Below are 18,993 nucleotides of genomic sequence, written 5' to 3'. Positions count from 1 at the left end.
GTGACTAATCCTTACCTTCACTGATAACAGCTGCCACTTTCTGATACAGCTCCGGCTCCCAGCCCCGCGCCGTGGTGTCGCGCATCAGCCGCGCAACGTTGGCGTACAGGTCATCCGCCAGCCACGACAGGCCGCGCGAGGCCAGCAAGTCGGCGGCAATCACCGTGGCGTAGCTGCGCTGGCGCGGGGCGTCTTGGCTGGCGTGCAGTTCCTGCAGGCGCAGCAGCACCACTTCCACGCCTTCGGTGGCGAGTCGGCTGGCCAGTTCGTCGCGCAGGCCGGCGTACTCCTGAACCGGGCTGCCGTTGGTTTGCGCCTGATCGGCGCCGGTGATCCAGGCCTGAGTTTGCGCATCCACGAACGGCGTGCCGTCGCTGAAGCACAACTCCAGCAAGGCCGGCAAACGGCAGACAAACCGCTCGCAGGTCTGGCGGATGGCGCCGGCTGCCTCCTCCATCGCCAGACGCGAGGCGACCTGGGCGGCCAGGTAGCTGCCGCGCAGCCAATACGGCGAGGCGCAGACGCTTTTTTCAATACGCAGCAGCAGGTTCGGCTCGATGGCGTTGTGGTTCAGCGCGTCCTGGTAGCCGTCGACGATATCCCTGGGCACAGCGGTCAATTCGGTGCGACGGTCGCGGGTGATGGAAGGCGCGGTGCGCAGATGTGACCACAGGCCGAAGCGTCGCAATTGGTAGCCGGTGGGGTCATAGGGGTCTTGCTGATTGATCTGCTCGGCCATGTTCAACACGGCGCGACGTTGTTCGCGCGCGTTGCCCGGGGCTTGTGATTTGGGGCTGTTGAAAAACGCCGCGTCTAGAGCACCGCTGACGGTGGGCGCACGGACCGGCGCGCTCGTCACCACCGGCTCGCTGTATTGGTCCAACTGCCGTTGCAACGTGTCCAGCGCTGCGGCGTCGAGCTTGGCGCTGTCGATGCACTGTTTCAGGTGAGCCAGCGCCCTTTGCGCCGCAGCTTGATAGGCCGGTTCAAAACTGCTGCGCGCCAGGGTCGGCATTGCCTGCCCCAAGTCCTCGAGCAGCCGCTGCACCTGCTTGCGCTTGTTCAGGTAGCCGGTCGGTCCGGGCTTGGGGTAGGCATTGTCCCAATAGTGTTCAACCATGCCGGCGACCAGCCCCAGGGCATCGGACCAGCGCGCCCACTGGCGCGTACGCAGCCAGGCTACTTGCAAGTGGCCCACGATGCGCCAGTGCTTGCACTGGGTCGTCAGGTAGTCGCGGGAGGCTTCATCGATGTAGGGCCAGTCGATATCGCCCTCGCGCAAGCCGCCCAGCTTGACCATCTCCTGGTCAATGGACTGGTAGGTCTCGTCCTCAACATCGAAATGCCCGGCAGGCTGATCGGCGCCGATTGGAATCAGCAGCCGCTCGACGATATCGACCGGAACGTCGATTACCAACGACATGCCTGACGCTCCTGCTCGATCAGTTCGCCCAGCCCTTCGGCATCGAATACCAGGCCGTGCAGCCGCGAATAGTCGCTCTCCAATCTCAAACGCTGGCCACCGCCCATGTTGCGCAACAGGGAAATAGCCTGCAGCCCGCGCCCGGCATCGACTACCAGGCCGGCATCGTCCAGCACCTGCCACTGATAGGCTGCCGACACAGGACGTTCGTCGTTGAACAGCTGAATGCGAATTTTGTTGGGCTTGGCCGGCTCATCCAATACCAGCTGCAGCCGCGAGATTTTCGACTCGCAGCTGATGGCCAAATAAGGACGGGGCGGCAGTGCGCCCAAGGCCGGGGCCGAGATTACCAGTCGTGGTGACTGATCGTTCTCCGGCGCCGGAAACGATGACAACAGGAAGCGCTGGTCCTCGGGCGCACGCTTGGCCTCATTGCGCTGCACCAAATCAACGATTGGCAGCACCCGGCCCTGCGCCCGTGGCGACGCGGGCGGATGATGAATGGGCGTGCCGACGGCCAGGTCGAAGCACTCCAGGCGCTTGAGAGGCGACACAATCGCCGGGCAGTCTTGCCCCATGGGCATTGCCTGCACTTGCAGGGCAACCAGTGCCGTACATATGCCCCCGATCCAACGCCAACGTTGCCTTCCTTCGCGCATCAACGCCTCCCGGCTTTTATTTAAATTCAACCTTTACTATTGCAATGAAAACCAATCATCGAAAACAGCAACTTAGCGTGAACTTATAAATAACCATCAGGCAAGCCAGAGGCCTCATTTTTCTGCAAAACCCTCAAATATCAGACGCACCCCTCAGATAACAAAACCAATCAGCGTATGAATTTTCCTCATAGCAACAAACACTTTAAACATGGAATTTTCTTACATCCAAGGACCACGAAACGAATCGACTTTGTCTGACATGACTTTTTATGAGACATCGGATTTTAATAGCACCACCTTAAAAAAGGACTTTTCCCATGGCAAACAACCAAAGTTCTGTCGCACCCAAAGAACGCATCAACATCAAATACGTACCCGCCACAGGCGACCAACAAGCTGAAGTCGAGTTACCGCTGAAGTTATTGATCACGGGCGACTTCAAAGGCCACGGTGAACTAAGCGCCATTGAAGACAGACCTTCCATTCGAATAGACAAAGACACCTTCAATCAAGTCCTGACCAAAGCCGAAGTTGCCTTGGGCATGGCGGTTCCGTCGGTATTGAACAACGATCAGGACTCCGACTTGAATGTGCAGCTCCAATTCAAAAACATTAATGACTTCGGCCCTGACGCCATCGCTCGACAAGTACCCGAACTGAACAAGTTGCTGGAGTTACGCGAAGCCCTGGTCGCGCTCAAAGGCCCGATGGGCAATGTCCCGGCCTTTCGCAAACACCTGCAAAACCTGCTGACCGATGAGACCGCTCGCCAGCGCTTGGCCAGTGAACTGAACCTGGTGCTTGACGCGCCGAACAACTGATCTCTTTTATATCCATATGGAGTCGCCCTCATGCCCAGGGAAAGTGCCGCCGCCCAAGTGCTGGTCATTGATGAACAGCCGTCCTTGCTCGATCAACTGTTGGCCAACACCACCATTCGCCCGTCTCAGGAAGGCTACGCCGTCGCCCGCCAAGGTGTGGCTGCGTTCATCAGCGAAATCCTGCAAAGCGGCGATCACCAGCAGCCGGTCAACAAGCACCGCGTCGACCAGATGATTGCCGAAATCGACCGCGCTTTGGGTAAGCAGATGGACGTGATCCTGCATCAGCCGCAGTTCCAGCAACTGGAATCGGCCTGGCGCGGGCTGAAGCTGCTGGTGGATCGCACTGACTTTCGCGAGAACATCAAGCTGGAAATGCTGCACGTCACCAAAGAGGAGCTGCTGGACGACTTCGACAATGCCGGCGACATCACCCGCAGCGGCTTGTACAAGCACGTCTACACCGCCGGCTATGGCCAGTTCGGTGGTGAGCCGGTGGGCGCCATTGTCGGCAACTACACCTTTGGTCCCAGCTCGCCGGACATCAAGTTGCTCAGCTATGTAGCCTCCATCGGCGCCATGTCCCATGCACCGTTTGTGTCGGCTGCGGGCCCCGAGTTGTTCAATCTGGAAGGCTTCCAGGGTCTGCCCGACCTCAAGGAAATCAGCGATATCTTCGACGGTCCCCGCCACACGAAATGGCGCGGCTTGCGCGAATCCGAAGACGCCCGCCACCTTGCACTGACCCTGCCGCGCTTTTTGCTGCGCACGCCCTATAGCACCGAAGACAATTCGGCCCGCAGCTTCGGCTACGACGAAGCCGTCGACGGCAACCACGACAATTACCTGTGGGGCAATACTGCATTCCTGATGGCTTCGCGTATCACTGACAGCTTCGCCCGCTACCGCTGGTGCCCGAACATCATCGGCCCGCAATCCGGCGGCGCGGTGGATGACCTGCCGGTGCACCTGTATGAATCCCTGGGCCAATTGCAGGCCAAGATTCCGACCGAAGTGCTGATCTCCGACCGCAAGGAATTCGAGCTGGCCGAAGCCGGTTTTATCCCGCTGACCATGCGCAAGGACAGCGACAACGCCGCGTTCTTCTCCGCCAACTCGGTACAAAAACCGAAGAACTTCCCCAAGACCCGCGAAGGCCAGGAAGCCCAGACCAACTACAAGCTCGGCACCCAGTTGCCGTACCTGTTTATCGTCAATCGCCTGGCCCACTACATCAAGGTGCTGCAACGCGAACAGATCGGCAGTTGGAAGGAACGCCAGGACCTGGAGCGCGAGCTGAACGACTGGCTCAAGCAGTACATCGCCGACCAGGAAAACCCTTCTTCCGACGTGCGCAGCCGTCGCCCCTTGCGCGCCGCAAAAGTCGTGGTGCAGGACGTGGAAGGCAATCCAGGCTGGTACCAGGTGTCGTTGGCCGTGCGCCCGCACTTCAAGTACATGGGCGCCAACTTCGAGATCTCACTGGTCGGTCGGCTGGACACCCAGTAAATGGGCGCCAGCCTGTTCGAACGCCTGGAACCCGACGCACCGCGCTACCGCCCCGGCAGCGCGGATGAACAGGCGCGCCAGCGGGTCGAGGCGATCAAACGCCACTTGGAACAGGTGCTCAACTCACGCCAGGGCTGCTCGCAAAGCAGCCCTGAACTGGGCCTGCGCGATTTCAACGGCGTCACCCAGACCAGCAGCGATCTGGTGGTGGCCATCAGCGCCGATATCCGGCGTTCGGTGGAAGCCTTTGAACCGCGTATCAAGGTCACGGGCGTGCGCTTTCAGCCCGACCCGGACCTGCCGCTGGAGCTGAACTTTCGCCTGGATTGTCAGGTGCGGGTCAACCACAAGGAAGAACAGGTGCAGATCGAGGTGGCCATGCACGGCCGCGACGGCTACACCCGCGTGCGATGAGGATGCAATGGACTTGAAACAACGCTTTGCCGAGGAGTTGCGCTACCTGCGCGAACTCGGTCGCGAGTTTGCCGAGGATAACCCGCAGCTGGCGCAATTTCTCGGCGATCAGGCCGGCGACCCGGACGTGGAACGGTTGCTGGAAGGCTTTGCCTTCCTCACCGCCAAGCTGGGCATGAAGATCGACGACGATTTGCCGGAGCTGACCCACCCGCTACTGCAGATGCTTTGGCCCAATTACCTGCGGCCGTTGCCCAGCGCAACCATCATCCGCTTCGCGCCACTGCCCAATGCGATCAGTCAACGCAAAGTGATTCCCAAAGGGACGCGGTTGTTTGCCAACCCCGTGGACGGCGTCTCCTGCGAGTTTCGTACCTGCACCGACGTCAACCTGTACCCGTTGGCATTGCACGAAGTCAGCGATGCCCACAGCCGCGAAGCCTCGACACTGCGCATCGACCTCAACGTGTTGACCCAACAACCGCTCGACAGCCTTGAATGCGACCAGTTGGACTTTCACTTGGGCGGCGACAATGCCACCGCTCTGACGTTGTATCTGTGGCTGGCCCATTACCTCAAAAGCGTCACGTTGTACGTCAACAACACGCCTTATCGCCTGAACTCCGACGAGCTGGGCTTTCCAGGCTTCACTCCCGAAGAGGCATTGCTGCCCTACCCGCGCAACGTGTTCGATGGCTACCGTATCCTGCAGGAATACTTTGTGTTCCCGCAGCGGTTCCACTTTTTCAGCCTGACCCGACTTGCCAAGGTCTGGCCGGCCGTCAGCACTGGGCAGATTCGCTTCGAGTTTCAGTTCTCCCGGCCGATGCCGGTCAATACGCATTTGCGTACATCGGACCTTCACCTGTTCTGTGCGCCGGCGGTCAATCTGTTTCGCCACGATGCCGAGCCCATCATGCTGGATGGACGCAGCCAGGAACGCCGTATCAGCCCCACGGGCAACCGCCATGATGCTTATGAAATTTTCAGTGTCGACCACGTGGCCGGCTGGGACGCCGCCGACAAGGAGCGCAAGGGTGATCCATTGCGGCGCTTCACCCCATTCGAGTCGTTCCAGCATGAGATTGAGCACGCGCGGGGCCGCACGGCACTGTATTTCCGCACGCATATCGAAGAGTCCCACGGGCGCGAGGGCTTGCGTCATCGCATCGCTTTCGTGCGCGGCGATGAAAGCCTGTACATCGGCGAGCATGAAGCAGCGTCCATCGAGCTGACCTGCACCAACCGCGACCTGCCGCCGTTGTTGGGCGTGGGTGATGTGTCGCTGTCCACCGAGGCCACCCCGTCGTTTGCCACCTACACCAACCTGATCGCGCCGACTCGAAGCTACCGGCCGGTGCTGGATGCCAGCCTGCACTGGACGCTGATTTCCAACCTGTCGCTGAACTACCTGTCGTTGCTGTCGGCCGAGCCGCTCAAGGCGGTCATCCGCGCCTATGACTTTGCCGCCCTGCACGACCTGCAACAGGCCCGCGCCACACGCAAACGCCTCAATGGCATCCACGACGCCGTGACCACCCCCATCGACTGGCTAATGAAGGGCCAGCCGGTACGTGGCGTGCAGACGCGTTTGCAACTGGACCAGAACGCCTTCCTCTGCGAGGGGGAGTTGTACCTGTTCGCCAGTGTGCTTTCGCACTTCTTCGCCCTCTACGCGAGCATTAACTCCTTCCATCGCCTGGAAGTGATCAATACCACTAACAACGAGCGCTACGAATGGCCACTGTTGAGCGGCAGACAACCCGTGATCTAGCCAATGTGCTGCTGGCCGACGCACGGAACTATTCGTTTCACCGTCTGCTGGAGCATCTGCACGCTTTACACGGTGATGACCTTGAGGCGCAGCCCTTGAGTGCGGCGGCGCGCTGTCGAGTACGCCTGCAAAGCCATGCGGGGTTGGGCTTTCCGGCCTCCGACGTGGTCGAGGCGGCACGCATTGAGGAGGACCGCGAAGAGGTGCGCTATCGCTTGCAGACCCGCTTCCTTGGCCTGCACGGCACCGACTCGCCACTGCCCGGCTATTACCTTGATCGCCTGGCCTACGAGCAAGCCCAGGAACGTGGGATTCGCCCGGCGTTCATGGATTTTTTCAACCATCGCCTGCTGACCCTGCTGCACACCAGCTGGCGCAAGTACCGCTACTACATCCGCTTTCAGGCCGAGGCCAGCGACCGCTTTTCGCGCTACGTCTTCTCCATGGTCGGGCTGAACGACAACGACCTGCGCGGTGCGACACCGCTGCCGTGGGGTCGCCTGCTGAGCTTTGCCGGGTTGATTGCCAACCGCAGCCGCTCGCCGTCAGTGGTATCCGGCATTGTCGAGCATTGCTTCGATTTGTACGGCGTATACATCCGTGAATTCGAGGTGCGTTCGGTGAACTTACCGCAGCGCCAGCGCCTGGCGTTGGGCAAGGCCAACGGCACCCTGGGCAGCAACTTTGTGGTGGGTGACCGCAGCAAGACCCGCGCCAGCAAATTCACCTTAGTGATTCCCAACTTGACCCAGGCACGCTTTCGGCAGTTTTTGCCCAGCGGCGATCAGTTCGCGCGACTGCGTCAGTTGATGGATTTTCTGCTGCGCGATGCCACCGCCTACGACCTGGAACTGGGGCTGCGCGAAGAAGATGTACCGCCGTTCAACCTGCAACGCGCCAGCGGTACCCACCTGGGCTGGACCAGCTTTATCGAAGATCAGGAACAACGTCATCCCGCCGTGGTGCGGATTCGGGGGCGTGCATGAAGCTGACCCTGGTTATCAACAATCCTGCGCAGTTGTTGCACGGGTATTTGCCTCTTCACCGGTTTGGCCCACAGGGCGGCAGCATCGGCAGTGCCGCAGTGGGCTGGCGCCTGGAGGATCGCCACAACAGCGTACGCCCCAACCACTGCGACATCCGCGTCGTCGAAGGGCGCTTCTGCGTGATCGACCGCAGCGGTAGAACCTACGTCAACGGTCACGACCTGCCGCTTGAGCGCCATGTTGCGATAAGCCTCAACGACGGTGATCGGTTACAGATTGGTGCCTATCAGGTCGCGGTGCAGTTGGGCGAACACGCCCCCGGACAGCCTTCGCTCGATGAGCTTCTCGGCGACCATCCTCAGGGCATGCACATGTGGCACCAGGAAGACCTGTCGAGTCGGGCACCGGCGGATAGGCGACCTGGCACTTGCCCGGAGTTCGAGCGTCTTTGCCAGCCCGTGGATTTGACGGAGCAAGGCGATCCGCTGCGAGCACTGGAAGCAGCACCACCTTCAAAAAAGCAGCCGCCTGAAGTTCGCTCAATCGTTCCAAAACGTCCCAGCACTCTGTTCAGCAACCTGCGCCTGGGCACCCTGTTGCTGGCCTGCCTGACCCTCGGCGGCTGCACAATGCTCGGCAAGATCGGCCAGGTGATCTGGACGCCCTCCATCCCGGTCGGCGGCCCCGACGATCAGCCCAGCCGCTACTCCCTGAGCCTGTACGCCAGCGACAACGTCAATCCGCGCCTGATCAGCACCGGCACGGCACTGGATGAAGACGCGAGCCGCTCGCCCTACACCCTCAACGTGCAGGCAACCAGCCCGCAAGCCCTGACGGACAAAGTACAAACCCTGCTCAGTCACCTTTACGAAAGCGTTCCGGCCCAGTCGTCATTGAGCGAGGCACCAGCCCCCGTCGTGCCGATGTCGCCCATCGAAGACGCGCTGCTGGGCGACTACGACGCTCAGGGCGTGAGCCTGACCACGCCCTGGGGCAACCCGGCGCTGGACCTCGTCGCCACGCCCATCGCCTTTAAAGTCTTGCAGCTGACCGACGACTCGCTGCTGGTCAACGCCAGCCCGCAAGCCATGGCCGACGACTTGAAAAAGACCTTGGGCAGCACCTACATCCGCGCCGACGACTACCTGCTCAACCCCGGCCAATTCAAGTTCATCGACCTGCGCGCCCTGGATGAAGACACCCGTTTTATCGCGGTGATCGCCAACTACCACAGCACTGATGTCGGCCAGTGGAAACAACGCCTGCGCGTCGAGCCCAGGGGCCGCCAGTACGCCGTGCTGGTGCAGTTGGATACCGCCCAGGTCAGCCTCAAAGGAGAAACCCGATGATGCCTTTTTCAGCCGCCTTTGCCCCGAGTAACCCCTGATGAGTTCACGCAACCCCGTCATCTGGCATGAAGGTTTGTTCGTCAAACCCCAGCATTTCCAGCAACAGGCCCGCGCCGCCGAAGCCGTCTTGCACCAGCGCCTGCACAGCCTCAACGACGCCCTTTACGGCTTCAGCGAACTGGCGTTGAACGACGAATACCTGAGCTTCGGCAAAATCGCCATTATCCGGGCACGCGGGATCATGCCCGACGGCAGCATCTTCGACATTCCCCACGACCTGCCACCGCCCTCCCCGCTGGAGATCGCTGACAGCGGCGCGGTCGGCCAGATCGTCTATTTGGCCCTGCCATTGCGCTCCAACGGTGCCCTCGAGGTGCGCTGGCCCGACCAGTACGGCAACAGCCGCTACATCGCCCGCCGCGAGGAAATCCGCGACACCCACAGCGATGACGGCGATCAGATCGGTATGGACCTGGCCGTACCCAACCTGCAACTGATGCTCGAACGCAGCGACCGCAGCGCCTTCACCGGCATTGCCCTGGGCAGGATCAAAGACAAACGCCCGGACGGCAGCCTGGTGATGGACGAGCATTTCTATCCCACCAGCCTGTCCCTGCAAGCGGTGCCAGCCTTGCACCGCTACCTGGGTGAAGTCGCCGGGCTGATGCGTGAGCGCGCCAAAAACCTGGCCCAGCGAATTGGCTCACCGGGGCAGTCGGGGGTGGCTGACGTCACCGACTTCAACCTGCTGCAAACCCTCAACCGCTTGTTCCCGTTGTTCCAGCACCTGGCCCGGCAACGTCAGGTCCACCCGGAGCGGTTGTACATCGCACTCGCCCAGGCCTGCGGTGAACTGGTGACCTTTACCGACGAAGGCCACCTGCCTCAGGAATACCCGGCCTACCAGCACGACAACCTGCGTGAATCGTTCCAGATGCTGGAACACACACTGCGCCGTGCCTTGGGCACCGTGCTGCAACCACGCGCGGTGTCGCTGCCGATCGTCGATCAGCAGTACGGCGTGCGCAGCGCCGCATTGAACGACAAGCGTCTGCTGGACAACGCCGAATTCATTCTGGCCGTGCGCGCCGAACTGCCCGCCGAGACCCTGCGTCAGCAACTGCCCAGGCAGATCAAGATCACCTCCACCGAAGGCCTTGAACAACTGGTCAGCCTGCAACTGCCGGGCATTCCACTGCGGCCGCTGCCTGTGGCGCCGCGGCACCTGCCGTTCCATGCCGGCTTCAGCTACTTCGAACTCGACCGCCATCACCCTGCCTGGCAAAGCCTGAGCAGCGGCAGCGGGTTCGGTTTCCATATTGCCGGTGAATTCCCGGAGCTGGAGTTGCAGTTCTGGGCGATCAGGAGTGAAAGAGATGAATAAAGCAACGCCCCCCGAAACCCCGCCACCTGCGGACAACAATCAGCTCTTGAGTTATTTGCAACAGACGACCGCCAGCGAAGAACCGGACCCCGTTGAGCAGCAGGCCAAGCCAAAGCCGCCGGTGCTGCTCGCCGACCCTGAATTCGATTTGCGCGGCGTGGCCTGGAATCCGCTGTGCGATGCCGCCACGCCACTGATCGGCCTGGTCATCCGTCTGCGCCGACTGGATCACCACGATGACGTACCTGCGCTGTACCAAAGCGTCAGCAACCAGATCACCACGATCATGGAAGAAGTCAGCCAGCTCGACTACGACGCCGGCATGCTCAAGGCCTACTCCTACAGCCTGTGCCTGTTGATTGACGAAGTGGTCATGCGCACTACCTGGGGCCGGCTTTCCAGTTGGAGTGCACGCTCGTTGCTCAGCCAGTTCCACGGGGAAACCCAGGGCGGCGAAAAATTCTTCACCGTCATGAACAACATGATCCCCGAAGCGGCCCGGTATCAGCATGTGCTGGAGTTCATGTACCAGTGCCTGATCTCCGGCCTCAAGGGCAAATACGGCGCCCATATCAAGGGCGATGACGAAATACAGAAGATCATCGACCAACTGCACGGCCTGTTGCGCCCCTTGCGCGGCGAGACGCCCAAGCGCCTGACCGACCCGCTGAAAAACGTCGCGCCGCGCAACTACCGGATCAAACGCGCCTTGCCATTGTGGACGCCCTGGGCCATGGCCGCCGTCGTGCTGACGGTCGCCTACACAATCTACTCAATCCGCCTGAACACCATCACCCAGCAGGTGCTGGTGTCGCTGGAGCGAGTGCTTCACCTGTAACCGATTTTCAGCGTGCTCATCCCGAGCGCCTGCGAAGCCATGGCCTCTTGGGCCAAAACCCACGACCTCAGGGTCGTTAAATCATCGCGACAAGGAGCTTGTCATGCCAACACCCGCGTACATCAGCATCCACGGCAAAAACCAGGGCCATATCACCAAGGGTGCCTTCACCGCCGACTCGGTGGGCAACGTTTATGTGGAAGGCCACGAAGACGAAATCCTCGCCCAGGAAATCGACCATCAGATTGGTGCCCCAACCGACCCGCAAAGCGGCCAACCCACCGGACAGCGCGTGCATAAACCGCTGATCTTCACCAGTGCGCTGAACAAAGCTTCTCCACTGCTTTATCAGGCCCTGGCCACCGGCGAAATGCTGCCGACCGTTGAGGTCAAGTGGTTCCGTACCTCCACCGATGGCAAACAGGAACACTTTTTCACCACCAAACTGGAAGAGGCCACCGTCGTCGACATCCACACCGTATTGCCTCACGCCCAGGACAGCGACAACTCCAACTACACCCAATTGATCAAGACCAGCCTGTCTTACCGCAAGGTCAGTTGGAGTCATGTTGTGGCCGGCACTGAAGCTTCGGACGACTGGCGCAAACCCGCTGCAGCGGGTTAAGCGCGCCCATTGCACCGCTGCGGTACGCGCAGCGGCAGGACCTTCACTGACTCAACCAATATTAAGGAGGCTCTATGCCTGCCGTCGTTCTGGTCGGTCACGACCATGATTGCCCGATGTGTGGCCCCACCACGGTTAAAAGCGGTACGCGCAACGTCACCGTCAACGGCCGCGCCGTCGCCCTTGTCGGCGACGCCCTGGGTTGCGGTGCCGTGATTACCAGTGGCTCGCCCTCGATGACCGTCAATGGACAGCCAGTAGCCCGTGTCGGCGATACCACCGATCACGATGGAGAACTGGAAAACGGTGATATCAGCTGGTTGATCGACTGACATTCACACTCTCGACCTGGAGGCCCCATGCCCCGCCAAAGCGACCTGCGTTTCACCTTTGAACCCTTGAAAGGCGACGCCTTCGACGTGGTCTCGTTCACCCTTGAAGAAGGACTGTCCCGGCCGTTCAAACTGGAACTGGAACTGGCCAGCCACAACGCTGCCATCGACTTCAATCGCGTGCTCGATCTGGCGGGGCTCTTTACCCTATGGCGTGGCGACACCCCGGTGCGCTACGTCCACGGGTTGGTCAGTCTGTTCCAACAAGGTGACACCGGCTTTCGCCGCACCCGCTACACCGCCGTGGTCGAACCGACCTTAAAGCGTTTCGATCTGCGCTCCAACTGGCGCATTTTCCAGAGCCAGACCGTGCCTGACATCATCACCAGCATGCTGGCCGAGCAGAAACTGACCGACATCCGCAGCGAAATCTGCTTCGAGCACCAACCCCGCGAATACTGCGTACAGGCCGGCGAAACCGACCTCGATTTCATCGCCCGCCTCGCTGCCGAAGAAGGCCTGCTCTATACCTTCGAACACCGCGCCGACGGCCACACGCTCGTCCTCACCGACCGCGTCGGCGGTTTGGGCACCATCGGTACCCACACCGATTGTCCGGTGATCTACCAGCCCATGGGGGGCGGCGACGCCACGGAACCGGCACTGACCCGCTTCCATTACACCGAACAGGTGCGCACCGCCCGCCAGGTACAGCGCGACTACACCTTCACCCACCCGCGCTACAACCAGCAGCACACCGCCACCGGCGACCAGGACCTGAACAACCAGCACAAGGACTACGAACGCTACGACTACCCCGGCCGCTACAAACGCGACATCGCCGGCAAGCCCTTTACCAAGACCCGCCTGACCGCGCTGCGCAACGACGCCAAGCTTGCGCATGTGGCCGGTGACGATGCGCGACTGCAACCGGGGTTGGCCTTCGACCTCAACGAGCATCCCCGCGAGGATTTCAATGATCGCTGGCGCACCATTGCTGTTACCCACGAAGGCAAACAGCACAGCAGCCTGGAGGAGGAAGCATTCGGCAGCGACAGCGGCACTTCCTACGAAATGAAGGCCAGCGCGATCCACTGGATGTCCGACTGGAAAGCGCCGCTGTGCGACAAACCCTGCATCGACGGCCCGCAGATCGCCACCGTAGTCGGCCCGCCAGGGGAAGAGATCTATTGCGATGAATGGGGCCGGGTCAAGGTGCAGTTCCCGTGGGACCGCTCGGACAAAAACAACGATCAGAGTTCGTGCTGGATCCGTGTGGCTCAGGGCTGGGCCGGGGCGACCTGGGGTGCCATGGCCATTCCTCGCGTTGGTCAGGAGCTGGTGATCAGCTACCTAAGCGGCGATCCTGACCAGCCGATCGCCACGGGCCGCACCTACCGCGAGACCAACCTGCCGCCATATGAGCTGCCCAAGCACAAGACGCGGATGACCATCAAGAGCCGTACGCATAAGGGCGAAGGCTTCAATGAGCTGCGTTTTGAGGATGAGCTGGGGCAGGAAGAGGTGTACATCCACGCTGAAAAGGACAAGAACGTCCATATCAAACATGACAACACAACCTTTGTGGGTAATAACCGCAAAGAGGAAGTAGGCAATGATGATCAGATCACAATCGGGAACGACCAGTCCCACGAGATCGGTCGAGACCACACGCTCTCCACCGGACGTGACCATGAGGCAACTATCGGCCGGGATAGCAGTGTGCGGGTCGGCAATAATCGCTACGACACCACCACGGCCAACCACCAAAGCGAAGTGGGCGGTCACAGCCGGCAAACGATCTCGGGGCAACATCGTCTAACTGCCGGCCAGGGCATGCACCACACCACCACGGTCTATCAACTGCAAGCCAGCGAGCGTGTGGTCTTTCAAAGTCCCGGCGGCAGCCTCACGCTGGATGCCCAAGGCATCCACCTCAATGGCGTAGCGATAACCCTACGTGGTCCGGTGAGCTCTACGGCCCCAGGCAATGGCCAAGCCTTGGCGCTGCAGTTGCAACCTGAATCAGGTCAGAGCTGTGTGGAGAAAAGCCGATGACCCCGGCTAGCGTCCAAGCGTTCGTGACCGAACAGCATGCACCCGATGCAACGCTGTACGTGTTACTCGACCTCTTGGCCGACTGCGCCGCAGATGATCCGTTACATATAGAGGCATTGCGTCAAACGCTTGGCAATGACGCCGTCACGCCTCTGCATCGGCCCGATCTAATCCATACGCCGTCGGCCTGCCCAGTGCTGGTGGCCCTCGCCACGCCGGGGACCTCACCGTCGCAAGAACTATTGGCGCTATCCGCCTTACGCGCCCATGAGGATCTGGACCGTTACAAACGTTACATGTGCGGCTGGCTCAGTAGCAGCGCTCCATCCCGAGACCTAAGTGCCCACATCGTGTCGCTCGGACAACTTCCCGTGGAGCAGGGCCGAGCGTTTTTTCCGGTCCATGAGCCCCTTCGCCTGGAGTTGCTGGCTGGCACCTTCCGTAGCAATGAGGGGCCTTGGTGGCCGATCCGTCACTGGCTGGTGCCCACCAGCAGCGGTACCGGCAGCGTTTTGGTGGGCAAACCCGAACATCGCACCGCCATGAGTTCCTGCGCGGCGGCCGTGCAGTTGGACGCCCTCATGGTGTCCTCCTTGCTAAGCAGTTGGCGACGCGCCCTGAGCTTGCCGCTGGTGTATGCCCCGGCCCGCTGGGGCGGCCGTACTGCACTCCCGCCCCAAGCGGCTGCACAGGCCTATATTCAGATCCAGCAAGCCCGCCAGCTTGGGCTCAGCCACCAGGACGACATCCTGACATTAGCCTTGCATCGCCTGATGCTGCATCCGCACCTGCACCAGCACACCGGCGTTCGCGCCTTGATTGAGCAAGCGGTCCAAGGGCAAGCGCCGCTTAGCCAATTGCTGGCCCCCTACAACGACAACGCCTGGCAGCGGGCCGTGTCGGATCTGACCCATGCCGGAGCACTTCAATGACCTTGGGCACTCAACTGAGCATCGCCATAGCCGAAACCGCCGTTTCAAACGATCAATGCAAGGCCTGTCAACGTAAAGGGCTGCCCATCCTGCCATTGCGCCACGCGCTGGTGCCGCGCTCACCGAATGAGCCGGTGCGGCCGGATACCGTGCACATTGATACGCGCCTGGGCTTACGCACGTTGCGCGCCGGTTACCTGTATGTATTGCTGGATCGCAAAATCTGGCAGGCCTATCAGGTCAGCCCGGATGGTTACCTGCGTCAATTCAACCCCTACGCACCTGCCCCTGCCAACGAAACCCCGCTGTCCGATGCTTGCGTCGCGGCCAATCACGACTGCCCCGCATCGTTCCTCAACATCGACACCAGCAAACACACCCAAGCGTGGCTGGCCTTTGCCAATGACCCGTGGCCTGCCAGCGTGCTGGATGCCTACAAGGCCGGTCATGCTTCAGAGCGGTTCCACAAGCTCGACCTTGCCAGTGCACGCGACAACCCCGCCAGTGTTGGCCTGGCCATGACGGATGAAAACCTGCAGGTGGACAAGCAGGTCTACGAATACCAGCGGCACCCGGCGCCCCCATTGTCGCAGCAAGAATCAACGCCAGGATTCGACAGCGTGCATGGTTTCCATAGCCGGGCCCATCGCCTGAGCGCACTGAAGGGCTTCCTGCGCAACGCCATCCCGCAGCATCAGCTCCAACAAGGCGTCCTTGCGTTTGTACTGGATGACATCATCGGCCTGGTGCAGGAGCTCAACGACACCCGCAACCGCTGGATCCAGCAGCGACAGACCTGGATGAACGACCCGGACCGGGCTTATCAGTACCAGACCTCTCAGTTACTGCTGGCCATTCGCGAAGTCCACCGTGAGCGGGCAGAAGACCAGACGCTCCTACCGGCCTCCGTCGAGCCCATGACCGGCGATGGCCCACCGGTATTTTCCAGCCCTGAGGCGCAACGCGAGCGGATCGTCCAGAAGCGCACCCTCGCCGCCAACCAGAACCTGGAGGAACGCTACGATGAACAAAGCCGTGCCCTGTTTCACCAACGCTATGAGCAAGAATGGGCGAACTATCAGCGTTACATCGACCAAAGCGCGCACACCTACGCGGCAGCGTGTCGCTCCAGCCGGTTTGTTTGTGTCGAGCAAAATGACTACGACGGCGATGATCGCCCATCAGGACGGGCCTACAGCCAGGCCATGGCGCTATGCCTGGAAGGTGGTATCAGTGAAGCGCCCGCGACTCAAGATGACGGCCATAGCGCCTCCCTGTGGAGTGAATGGCTGAACGACCCACAGAGCCCCATCTACCGTGCCCTTCTCTTGCGCGACAAACGCTTGCTGGCCGACCTGCTGCCCAGTTTCAAGGCGACAGGCGACAGCGACTGGAACGACAGCGAAAAGCTCTACTCCGCCATTACCAAGCTCATCGCCAACGACGACTTCAGGCAGCATGTCCGCCCCCGTGTACAGCACGCCATGGCGCAGCTTCTCGGCGCCCTCAACGCCGCTGCCGCCCGCTTGCAACCATCACTCGGCCCTGGTGTGGGGCGGGCGGTTTCGCGTCTCAACAGTGCCAGCCAACTGCTCTACAACGGTATTCATCTGACCGAACTCAAGGTGAAGATGAAGCTAGGTGAATACTACGCCCTGCAATGCGAGCAACTGCGCAACCTGCAACGCAAGGCCGCTGATGCCATCGACCGCACTTGGGAAGGCCTCAAGGATGAGTTGGGCAAAACCGACGATGAGGCCCGCAAGGTGCGTAAACAGGTGCGCCCATTGATTCAGGGCGGCCTGCTCAGCCTGGCGGTGCTGGACCCCAAAATAGCCAACCTCAGCGTGACCCTCAGCGTCTGGGTGGAAGGCCAGGTCACCCAACTGCAGGACAGCCTGATGCGTCAGGCCAACCTCGGCGTGGATCAGTTAGGTAAAGGTGCCCACGCTGCGCTAGTCGAAATCGCAGCCGGGGTTGGCACCCTGGACCCGCAGGCGCGCAAGGTGTTGCAAGGCATCAAGGTGTCCTCGCACCTCGCGGCTGAATGGGTTCGCACTGGCTTTACCGGGCTGCGTGGCGCGGTCGGCAGTAGCGAGTTTTTGATGGCGATGGGCGGGATGTACCTGCTTAGCGACTCGCTGAACAAAAGTCTCAAGGAAGCGGAGAAAGCCATGGGCGAAAAGGCCGTTGAGGCCAGGTTGGCGTTGTATGGCAGTAGTTTGGGGGTGTTGGGTGGAGGGGTGGAAATTGTAGGCATTGCACTGGAAAAGGGGGCGGTGCAGACGCAGAAGGCGGGCAGCTTGTCTGCCCAGGCGATGACTGCAGCAAGAGCGACTGCACGGGTGGGCAACGTATTAGTACGGGTCGGGGGGAGTATTGGTGCTGTGGCGGGATTGTACGATGCGACGCGAGCGGGGTTTGCTGCTAATCGTACTTGGGAGGGCGGCGATACTTTCGCTGCATGGGGATATGGAATCTCCACGCTGCTTTCAGCAGTTGGCTCAGGGTTTGGTGTCTGGGCTGCCGCCACCGCAGCCAGCACGCTGCTCGGTCCACTTGGTATAGCCATATTTCTCGGATTAGCAGGATATGGTTTGTACAAGTGGGCCGAAAGAGAAGAATCGACACCTCTCGACCGCTGGGCTCGCCGTTGTTTCTTTGGAATGCACAACGAAGTTCCACCTGTTCATTGGAACAAACCAGAACACGCCCACATCGCCATTGCCGAACTCAATGCCGCGACCATTGGCGTTGAGGCCGGCGTCAACTTCCGCTTGCGAATTGTCGATAGCGGGTCGCACGGGTGGGGCGGCCCCATGGGCAGCGTGGGTGCGCAGGTCCATGAACAGCACCTCGAATATCGCCTGGTTCTGCCGTTCTTCGACGCCAACCGGTCGGCCTATCGCTGGTCACTAACGGTTCATCGTCACGGCGACGGCTCGGCCAACCAGTACACCGGCGGCGAAGTGTTGGCCGAAGGCGAGTTGAGTCCCCCCATCCTGGCAACTGCCGCCAGCGAACGCCGAGCGGCGCTGGCGGTGCCCAAACGCCCGAACAAACCTGACTACCGGGCCGACAGCACCCTGCCCACGCAGGAAGTTCGCACCGTCTCGTTGGCCGATGCCCGTACCTCGCAGGTCAACGATATCAAAGGCGCGGTCGTACTGTTGCCCGACCGCCGCCGGCACAACATTGAAGCGGCGACCTTGTCGGTAACCTACTGGCCCGATCGCGACATTCACGATGCCTACGCCGAGCTCATCTTGATGGACAGCTTGTAAACCACAGCATTGGGTGAGCTTGGCATGGGCATTTGCCTACTTTTCCCATGGCAACAATCGCTGGTGATCATCAACAGTGTGCCTGCTTATTGGTTGCCCGCTGCCCGCTTGAAGCGAAGGTAAAACACAGCTCTCACCCCCAACTGGAACTACTCCAATGCTATTCACAACACCTTTACTCGATAAACCTGCTCCTGGCTGGAAGCACGATCTGCCGGGACCAAACGAGTCGCCCTCCAATGAACCGTATCCTCCCGTACTTTCGAATCCGCCCAATCATGTTGACAATGTGTACCTTGAACTGGCGCGTGCCACATTAAGGGCTCGCGGGGTTGGCGTTTGGTTAACTCCTTTTATGTTTTCGCTTGCAACAGCCGCCCCCGTCATGTTTATCGCCTATATATTAAAGGTGGGTGCGCCACCGACGATCCCAAGCATTTTCTTGCTCTTGGCATTTACTGCTGCGCTGTGGGGAGGCGTCTATTTCTGGCGAATGGACACCGAAGCCCCCCGCGACGAACCCATCCGCTTCAACCGCTTCCGACGCAAAGTCTATGTCTACCGCTTCCGCCACGACGGCCTCAGACCCTTCAGCCGCACCA

General features: G+C 60.6%; 16 protein-coding genes. 14 read left to right on the top strand and 2 right to left on the bottom strand.

What is annotated here, in order from left to right; translation table 11 throughout:
• Positions 1 to 4: 4 nt before the first annotated feature.
• Together tssA and vasI are read right to left on the bottom strand one after the other, a co-directional pair.
• The gene (gene tssA, locus BFP89_RS25860; RefSeq protein ID WP_065888276.1) at positions 5 to 1,423 is read right to left on the bottom strand and encodes a type VI secretion system protein TssA; all 1,419 of its coding nucleotides are present in this window, start codon (positions 1,421 to 1,423) and stop codon (positions 5 to 7) included.
• Complete coding sequence (gene vasI / locus BFP89_RS25855; protein WP_083208160.1) at positions 1,411 to 2,001, bottom strand: type VI secretion system-associated protein VasI; 591 nt, start codon at positions 1,999 to 2,001, stop codon at positions 1,411 to 1,413. Before vasI ends, tssA begins: the two co-directional genes overlap by 13 nt.
• Before the next feature lie 401 nt (positions 2,002 to 2,402).
• Here vasI and tssB point away from each other — a divergent pair, with 401 nt between their 5' ends.
• From tssB to BFP89_RS29525, 14 genes are all read left to right on the top strand, one after another.
• On the top strand, positions 2,403 to 2,906 hold the full coding sequence (gene tssB, locus BFP89_RS25850; RefSeq protein WP_065888275.1) for a type VI secretion system contractile sheath small subunit: 504 nt from the start codon (positions 2,403 to 2,405) through the stop codon (positions 2,904 to 2,906).
• 30 nt (positions 2,907 to 2,936) lie between these two features.
• Positions 2,937 to 4,415: a type VI secretion system contractile sheath large subunit gene (tssC, locus tag BFP89_RS25845; protein ID WP_065888274.1), complete on the top strand. Its 1,479-nt coding sequence runs from the start codon at positions 2,937 to 2,939 to the stop codon at positions 4,413 to 4,415.
• Entirely contained in the window at positions 4,416 to 4,829 is a 414-nt protein-coding gene (gene tssE, locus BFP89_RS25840) for a type VI secretion system baseplate subunit TssE (protein ID WP_065888273.1), read from the top strand.
• Between the two features lie 7 nt (positions 4,830 to 4,836).
• Positions 4,837 to 6,603 carry a type VI secretion system baseplate subunit TssF gene (gene tssF / locus BFP89_RS25835; protein WP_065888272.1) on the top strand — a complete coding sequence of 589 codons (1,767 nt, stop codon included), beginning with the start codon at positions 4,837 to 4,839 and terminating at the stop codon, positions 6,601 to 6,603.
• On the top strand, positions 6,567 to 7,589 hold the full coding sequence (tssG, locus tag BFP89_RS25830) for a type VI secretion system baseplate subunit TssG (RefSeq protein ID WP_065888271.1): 1,023 nt from the start codon (positions 6,567 to 6,569) through the stop codon (positions 7,587 to 7,589). The genes tssF and tssG overlap by 37 nt, the downstream gene beginning before the upstream one ends.
• A complete protein-coding gene (tssJ, locus tag BFP89_RS28065; RefSeq protein WP_083208159.1) occupies positions 7,586 to 8,938 on the top strand; it encodes a type VI secretion system lipoprotein TssJ in 1,353 nt (450 codons plus the stop codon). Before tssG ends, tssJ begins: the two co-directional genes overlap by 4 nt.
• 37 nt (positions 8,939 to 8,975) lie before the next feature.
• Positions 8,976 to 10,322, top strand: coding sequence for a type VI secretion system baseplate subunit TssK (tssK, locus tag BFP89_RS25820; RefSeq protein WP_065888270.1), 1,347 nt, complete (start codon positions 8,976 to 8,978; stop codon positions 10,320 to 10,322).
• Positions 10,315 to 11,160, top strand: a complete 846-nt coding sequence (gene icmH / locus BFP89_RS25815) for a type IVB secretion system protein IcmH/DotU (RefSeq protein ID WP_065888269.1) — start codon at positions 10,315 to 10,317, stop codon at positions 11,158 to 11,160. Before tssK ends, icmH begins: the two co-directional genes overlap by 8 nt.
• A gap of 103 nt (positions 11,161 to 11,263) precedes the next feature.
• Positions 11,264 to 11,785: an Hcp family type VI secretion system effector gene (locus tag BFP89_RS25810; protein ID WP_065888268.1), complete on the top strand. Its 522-nt coding sequence runs from the start codon at positions 11,264 to 11,266 to the stop codon at positions 11,783 to 11,785.
• Positions 11,786 to 11,859: 74 nt separating this feature from the next.
• Positions 11,860 to 12,117, top strand: coding sequence for a PAAR domain-containing protein (locus BFP89_RS25805; protein ID WP_065888267.1), 258 nt, complete (start codon positions 11,860 to 11,862; stop codon positions 12,115 to 12,117).
• A gap of 27 nt (positions 12,118 to 12,144) precedes the next feature.
• Complete coding sequence (locus BFP89_RS25800; RefSeq protein WP_065888266.1) at positions 12,145 to 14,175, top strand: type VI secretion system Vgr family protein; 2,031 nt, start codon at positions 12,145 to 12,147, stop codon at positions 14,173 to 14,175.
• Between the two features lie 350 nt (positions 14,176 to 14,525).
• Positions 14,526 to 15,107 carry a hypothetical protein gene (locus BFP89_RS29100; protein ID WP_141689138.1) on the top strand — a complete coding sequence of 194 codons (582 nt, stop codon included), beginning with the start codon at positions 14,526 to 14,528 and terminating at the stop codon, positions 15,105 to 15,107.
• Positions 15,108 to 15,109: 2 nt separating this feature from the next.
• On the top strand, positions 15,110 to 18,391 hold the full coding sequence (locus BFP89_RS25790) for a T6SS effector BTH_I2691 family protein (protein WP_176718443.1): 3,282 nt from the start codon (positions 15,110 to 15,112) through the stop codon (positions 18,389 to 18,391).
• Positions 18,392 to 18,548: 157 nt separating this feature from the next.
• Positions 18,549 to 18,993: DUF6708 domain-containing protein (locus tag BFP89_RS29525; protein ID WP_370671237.1), on the top strand; the 445-nt coding region annotated here is incomplete at its 3' end.

Source organism: Pseudomonas sp. 31 R 17 (genome assembly GCF_900004915.1).
GTDB classification, from domain to species: domain Bacteria; phylum Pseudomonadota; class Gammaproteobacteria; order Pseudomonadales; family Pseudomonadaceae; genus Aquipseudomonas; species Aquipseudomonas orientalis_A.
The sequence above is the reverse complement of the archived record's forward strand: the minus strand, read 5'-3'. Positions and strand labels throughout refer to the sequence as shown.

What these genes read in the sequence shown, in the direction of transcription:
- tssJ (WP_083208159.1), top strand. Translation starts at nt 7,586, where the DNA reads ATGAAGCTGACCCTGGTTATCAACAATCCTGCGCAGTTGTTGCACGGG.
- tssE (WP_065888273.1), top strand. Translation starts at nt 4,416, where the DNA reads ATGGGCGCCAGCCTGTTCGAACGCCTGGAACCCGACGCACCGCGCTAC.
- BFP89_RS25810 (WP_065888268.1), top strand. Translation starts at nt 11,264, where the DNA reads ATGCCAACACCCGCGTACATCAGCATCCACGGCAAAAACCAGGGCCAT.
- tssC (WP_065888274.1), top strand. Translation starts at nt 2,937, where the DNA reads ATGCCCAGGGAAAGTGCCGCCGCCCAAGTGCTGGTCATTGATGAACAG.
- tssB (WP_065888275.1), top strand. Translation starts at nt 2,403, where the DNA reads ATGGCAAACAACCAAAGTTCTGTCGCACCCAAAGAACGCATCAACATC.
- BFP89_RS25800 (WP_065888266.1), top strand. Translation starts at nt 12,145, where the DNA reads ATGCCCCGCCAAAGCGACCTGCGTTTCACCTTTGAACCCTTGAAAGGC.
- tssF (WP_065888272.1), top strand. Translation starts at nt 4,837, where the DNA reads ATGGACTTGAAACAACGCTTTGCCGAGGAGTTGCGCTACCTGCGCGAA.
- vasI (WP_083208160.1), bottom strand. Translation starts at nt 2,001, where the DNA reads ATGGGGCAAGACTGCCCGGCGATTGTGTCGCCTCTCAAGCGCCTGGAG.
- tssA (WP_065888276.1), bottom strand. Translation starts at nt 1,423, where the DNA reads ATGTCGTTGGTAATCGACGTTCCGGTCGATATCGTCGAGCGGCTGCTG.
- tssG (WP_065888271.1), top strand. Translation starts at nt 6,567, where the DNA reads ATGGCCACTGTTGAGCGGCAGACAACCCGTGATCTAGCCAATGTGCTG.
- icmH (WP_065888269.1), top strand. Translation starts at nt 10,315, where the DNA reads ATGAATAAAGCAACGCCCCCCGAAACCCCGCCACCTGCGGACAACAAT.
- BFP89_RS25805 (WP_065888267.1), top strand. Translation starts at nt 11,860, where the DNA reads ATGCCTGCCGTCGTTCTGGTCGGTCACGACCATGATTGCCCGATGTGT.
- tssK (WP_065888270.1), top strand. Translation starts at nt 8,976, where the DNA reads ATGAGTTCACGCAACCCCGTCATCTGGCATGAAGGTTTGTTCGTCAAA.